The organism is Acetomicrobium mobile, from assembly GCF_937920065.1.
Map to the genome: position 1 here is coordinate 1 of NZ_CALETC010000115.1, position 5,935 is coordinate 5,935.

General features: G+C 40.2%; 4 protein-coding genes. 3 read left to right on the forward strand and 1 reads right to left on the reverse strand.

What is annotated here, in order from left to right; all coding sequences use genetic code 11:
- Window positions 1-201: 201 nt before the first annotated feature.
- From Q7P41_RS04885 to Q7P41_RS04895, 3 genes are read left to right on the forward strand one after another with little or no spacing between them, the layout of a single operon-like run.
- Window positions 202-1,686, forward strand: a complete 1,485-nt coding sequence (locus Q7P41_RS04885) for a DASS family sodium-coupled anion symporter (protein ID WP_303882604.1) — start codon at window positions 202-204, stop codon at window positions 1,684-1,686.
- A gap of 21 nt (window positions 1,687-1,707) precedes the next feature.
- Window positions 1,708-3,327 carry a hypothetical protein gene (locus Q7P41_RS04890; protein ID WP_303882607.1) on the forward strand — a complete coding sequence of 540 codons (1,620 nt, stop codon included), beginning with the start codon at window positions 1,708-1,710 and terminating at the stop codon, window positions 3,325-3,327.
- Window positions 3,324-4,574 carry an MBL fold metallo-hydrolase gene (locus Q7P41_RS04895; protein WP_303882608.1) on the forward strand — a complete coding sequence of 417 codons (1,251 nt, stop codon included), beginning with the start codon at window positions 3,324-3,326 and terminating at the stop codon, window positions 4,572-4,574. Before Q7P41_RS04890 ends, Q7P41_RS04895 begins: the two co-directional genes overlap by 4 nt.
- A 154-nt stretch (window positions 4,575-4,728) precedes the next feature.
- Here Q7P41_RS04895 and Q7P41_RS04900 read toward each other — a convergent pair whose 3' ends face one another.
- Window positions 4,729-5,643, reverse strand: coding sequence for a LysR family transcriptional regulator (locus tag Q7P41_RS04900; protein ID WP_303882609.1), 915 nt, complete (start codon window positions 5,641-5,643; stop codon window positions 4,729-4,731).
- Between the last annotated feature and the right edge of the window lie 292 nt (window positions 5,644-5,935).

Here is a 5,935-nt window from a genome sequence, read left to right on the forward strand (position 1 = left end):
AGTGCAACAAATTCGAATAATGCAGTTTATTATACGATCCCTCGGGTTCGTTATAGTTGCGGTCAGCACATTCCTTAGAACTATAAGCAAATCTTATAAAAACATAAGATTAATAAATTTGACAAATGCATATTTACAAAAATATAATTTTAATGCGGATACTTTCATTATTTTATCATATTGAAAGGAGGTTCTAGAAAAATGCAGAAGGATAAGACGAAGGGAAAAGAAGGCAATTTGACCAAAATAATCGGAGTGACCGCCGCTATTGTACTCTTTGCGCTCGTTTATGCCCTCGTGCCTGTTTCGGAAAGTGGCCTGAAACCCGAAGGCAAAGCTGCTTTAGCTGTATTTCTTGGCGCTTTCGCATTATGGATTTCTGAACCATTTCCCACGTATGTAGTTGCTTTTGTTACTATGATTGCCTTGATATTAACTAATGCATGGGATCAAAAAAGCGTTCTTGGCGTTTTTGGATACGATGTAATTTGGTTAATGGTGTGTGCTTTCATATTAAATTCCGCAATGCAAGTTACCAAACTAGGTAAGAGAATAGCTTTGGCTATTGTCACGAGGTTTGGACAAACTGCGAAAAGCGCTATTCTGGCAATGATCGTAGTGAACTTCGCCATTTCATTTTTAATCCCCTCAACGACAGCCAGGGCAGCTTTAATGCTTCCCATTGCCATCACGCTTGCTAACATTTATAACGCCATACCCGGAGAGAGCAACTTCGGAAAATTGCTGATGCTGGTTAATATGCAAAGCAATGAAATTTCAACGAGTGGTATACTTACCGCAACATCGGCAAACGTCATGGCAGTTAACTTCATCAAAGAAGCAACAGGCGCACAAATATACTACTCAACCTGGCTCATCGCTGCAATGCCAATAGCCATTGTGACTACCATAATTGGTTATTTCGTTGGGCTAAAACTATTTCCACCAGAAATTGAAAAAGTAAGCAGCGAAGCTCTCGCTAACATGGAAAAGGAAATGAAAGACTTAGGTCCAATGGATGCCAATGAGAAAAAAGCTCTCATCATATTTCTCATCACTTTGTTTTTGTGGTGCACTGACAGGTGGCATATGGCAATGTTCCATAGACAGATTGATCCCACTCTAGCTGCAATGATAGGTGCGACTTTATGTTTGCTTCCTGGGATCGGCGTTATAAAGAAATGGGGCGACGTAAAAATACCGTGGGACCTTATGCTTTTCAGTTGCGGAGCTTACGCCGTGGGCATGGCATTGGATAAGACTGGGGCTGCATCTTTTATTATCAATAGTATTTTATCGAGAATTAATTTAGTCAATGTTACCTTCTTTAAGATTTACGCAGTTGTAATGTTTATTGCTCTCTTTTCACACATAATATTCACGAGCAAAATTGTTAGAATTACCATACTTGCTCCCACGGTTATAGCCTTTGCTAAAGAATTAGCACCAGTGCTAAATGCCGATCCTACCAAATTAGTCATCGCCCTTACGCTCCCTGTCGCTTTTACTATCTGTTGGTGCATTACGCTTCCTCCACAGAGTAAACCTAACCTCATATACTACTCCAGCGGATTCTATAAGGTAAGGGATCAACTTTTGCATGGCCTGATCATCGACGGGATAGGTTACTTGATGTTCCTTGTGGCCGGGTTAACCTGGTTCAAAATAGTTGGCATTGGAATATAATCACACCCAAGGGGTGACACCATGGGAAAGTTCATAGAAACCTCCGAAATTATGGCTAAGGCTATTGAAGAAGCTTATATTCGGGGTGAAAGCGACTATTACATGAAGCCTCTTGTTTTAAAGAATGCAGATGGCAAATCAATTAGGTTAATAAATGATGGTGACTCGGTTGTTTTTTGCTGTAAAAGAGGCGAACGGGAAATTCAGCTTACAGACTGCTTCGTTGAGCCCGAGTTCACCTATTTTGAGAGGAAAAATTTCTCGAACCTTTTTTTCGTTCCCTTTACCCTGTATCACTCTAAATACGTATCTTTAAATCTTCCAATTGCATTCAAATTCGAAACTGTTTCAAACACCCTCGGGGAGGTTATTTCAAGATCCAAACTAAAACAATTAAGAATAGCCGAATCTGAAAAATTTGCCCATGTAACCTTCTTTTTCAACGGCGGGGAAAACATAGTTTTTCCCTTGGAGGATGACGTAAAAATACCATCCCACAGGGGCATCCCTTACGAGAAAATACCATTACTAAAACTTTCCGAAGTATCTGCAAGACTTATTGAGGAAATAAATAAAGACAAATACAATTTCATACTAGCAAATTTTGCCAACGGGGACATCATAGGTCATACTGCTGATTTCGATGCCAAAGTAACATGTGTTAAGGGAATAGACAAAACGCTTGAAGATGTAGTAACAGCCGCGATTAAACAAAAGTACACAGTAATGATCACAGCAGACCACGGTGTTCTTGAAGTCGGTTACAAAGACGATGGGAGACCTAACGTCAGCCATACTACAAACCCTGTTCCCTTCTTGCTTGTTGGCCCTTCGGTTCAAGAGATTTCCCTCAAGGAGGGAAGACTTGCTAACGTAGCTTCAACCGTCCTTGTCTCTATAGGTATAGAGCCACCTGAAATTTTTGAAAAGAGCCTTTTTCGAGCGCGTACAGCAATTAACCAGCGCAAGGTACTTTTAATAGTGTTAGATGGTTGGGGCATTGGTAAGGAAGACTCAAAAAACCCAATATACGTCGCCGGTGCCCCTTTTTACAACAGACTTTTGCGAGAATATCCGCATACAATCCTCAAGGCCTCGGGCGAGGACGTTGGGTTGAAAAAAGATCAACCCGGCAATTCCGAGGCAGGTCATATAAATCTAGGCGCAGGCCGTGTCGTGCTACAAGACGATGTGATAATCGAAAAAAGCATCGCTGATGGTAGCTTTTTCAAAAATCCTGTTTTACTGGAGGCTGTAAATAGACTCCATGATTCCAAAGGGTGTCTTCATCTCATAGGCTTACTTTCTCACAAAAGTTCTCACGGCGTCATAGACTATGTGTCGAATGTTCTCATGTTGGCAAGATCTCAGAATCTTGAAAACGCCTATCTTCATATCATTCTCGACGGAAGAAGCACTGAACCGGGAAGCGCGCCTCATCTTTTAAGGCAATTCGGAGTTACACTCCGTGAAATAGGAATCGGGACAATAGTTACAGTTTTTGGAAGAGGGATCGCCCTTGATCGCAGTGGTGATTACCTGGGTAAAACCAAGCTTGCCTATGATGCCATGGTTTTCGGCAAGGGAGAACCAGTCTATTGGCGCAATTGCGAGCATGAGGAAAAGGAGGTAAGAAAGTGAGACTGAAATGTCTTGGCGGATTTGGCGAGCAGGGTCGCAGTGCTCTGCTGGTTGAGGGTAAATCATGTTTTCTAGTAGATTATGGCGTTAAAAAGACAGTTGGAGAAGGCATCCTTGGCGAGTTGCCTTTGGAGGACTTCCCTGAGCTTGACTTTATCGTGGTAACGCATGCTCACCAGGATCATACCGCAATGCTTCCTTTATTGGTCGAGAAAGGTATAAATGTGCCCATATATGCCACTCCACCTACAAAGGAATTTACTATTACTTATTGCGAGAGTTGGCATAAGAGCTATGAAAGTCATGGGCTTGTCCCCCCTTACGACAAACAAAGCATCTATGAATTGGAGAAATTGTTTGTCACAAAACCATACTTTCAGGAATTTGAGGCAGGGAAAGGTACGTTGATAACATTCTTTCCCAGCGGTCACCTTGTAGGATCTGCCATTGTACATATAAAGGACGAAAAGACAATCGCACATTTCGGCGACATAAATTTCAATGATGCAATCAATCCGGAACCCTACCTTGATTTTGATGCTGAAATAGGCATAATCAATGGATCTTACGGAGATAAAATAATGCCTAAGGAATTACTAGAAAAAAAATTTATTGAAAATGTCACTTCTGGCAGATTCAACGTCCTCATACCTTCGGCAGCGTTAGGAAGAGGGCAAGTGGTTTGTTTGCTTTTGTTGGAAAATTTATCAAAAATAGATAAAGAAATATACATTTCAAAATCAATCATAGAAAATACAAAACGAGTTCTAAAATATCCGCATTATATCAAACCCGAGGCCATTGGAATGCTCAACAAGCTAGTCGATTCTCCCTATTTTAAAATTATCGATGAATCCAAATTAAACGACCTTGTTGAAAAGGGAGCTATCTTTATAGCGCCGGATGCTATGCTGTCTTCCGGTCCAGCACTTAAAATTTTCAATCTCCTCAAAGATAAACCACAAAACAAGATTATTCTTTCGGGGTTTCTTGCACCAGGCACCCTTGGCAGAAAGCTTACTGAAGGAAAAGTATCCATAAACGCAGTGTTATCGCTATCAGAGCTAAAAGTGCATACTGACCTAGCAGACAATAAATTCATAATAAACAAGACGCTTTCTAACGCAAAGTTAATCCTAATCCATCACGGAGAAGAACCCAAATCGACAAACCTTGCCAACAAATTGCGTGAAAAGTTTGATCTCGACATAAGATCTCCTCACTTTGGTGATGCGATCATTATTTAATGTGACGCTTTTTTATAGATATTCGTGACATGATAAATGAACCCTTGTAGGAATACGCTCCCTCAAGGGTTCATTTATCAGAAATCTGCAAATCACTGTCTCTCCGACTTTTATTTTATACAATCACAAAGGTGTCTTCTCAATATGATAAAAATTACTCATAACCAAAAGTTTCCGTAATTGATCCCGTCTCCGACTTTAAAAAGCTTAAAAAAAGATTTGTAGCAGGCAAGAATTTTTTCCCCTTCCTCTTAACTAGAAAAACCCTTCTAACGAGGTTCATTTCTTCTATTTTTGATGCATGGAGATTACCCTCTGCTACTTCCCTTTTTACTGAAATCCACGATAGAATACTAGAGCCGAAATCTTCAGCAACCAATTTTTTTACTACCTCTATGTTTCCCAGTTCAAGATAAGGTTCGATACATACTCCATATCTATTAAACTCAGAATCAATGTAATTACGTGTAGCAGAATATTTTTCTGTTAATATAAGATCTTGATTTAACACCTCGTAAGCGGAAACTGTCTTTTTGCTAGCAAGTTTATGCATCGGAGAAGTGACGAAAACTAACTCATCTTCCAACAAAGAGGTAAAAGAAAGACCTTGTTTTCTTTGGCTTTTATCGCCTTCTCCCATAATAGCGAAATCGATTTTATTGTCTTCTATGCTCTCAATGAGGTCTCTCGCAAACCTTATTTTTACGGAGAACGTGACATGTGGATGTTCCCTTTTAAATTTACCAAGAATTGGAGGAATGACGTAAATTCCAGAAAGTATGCTTGCTCCAAATTTTATTTCCCCGCTTAACGGATCCTGAGCTTCTTTAAGCGCTCTTTTAGCCTCTTCCATTGTATGTAAGATTTTCTCCACGTATAACAGCAATGTTTTGCCTGCATCCGTTAGTAGAATGTTTTTGCCAACCCTTTCAAATAGCTCCATTCCACATTCATCTTCAAGTGATTTAATTTGGAGGCTGACTGCTGGTTGGGTTAACCCGAGAGATTCTGCTGCCCTTGTAAAACTCTTACATTTTGCAACCATGTGAAATGTTATAATTTTGTTCATAGATTTTTCCCTCGCGCGACAACTTATTTAACACTTCTTTAACTTTATTGTAGCTTAAAACACTCAAAAAAATAATCTATAGATTTGTCTTTTAGCTTGAGAAATGCTTCGCTCTACACCCATGTCCGTGTAATGCTTCTATGGTCTCTTACATACAAGATGCGAGGCCAATTTAAAGGTCTCTTAAAGACCTCAGGGGAGGTAGCGTCAACTTCCATGAGCTTGTTTTGAAGCTTGAGCCAGTAAATCACTGCTTCCACTCAAGCCTGAGCCAACCGCCGTGAGAGTCGGT

Excerpts from the sequence above, each read along its gene's own strand:
- Q7P41_RS04890 (WP_303882607.1), top strand. The coding sequence starts at position 1,708 with ATGGGAAAGTTCATAGAAACCTCCGAAATTATGGCTAAGGCTATTGAA.
- Q7P41_RS04885 (WP_303882604.1), top strand. The coding sequence starts at position 202 with ATGCAGAAGGATAAGACGAAGGGAAAAGAAGGCAATTTGACCAAAATA.
- Q7P41_RS04900 (WP_303882609.1), bottom strand. The coding sequence starts at position 5,643 with ATGAACAAAATTATAACATTTCACATGGTTGCAAAATGTAAGAGTTTT.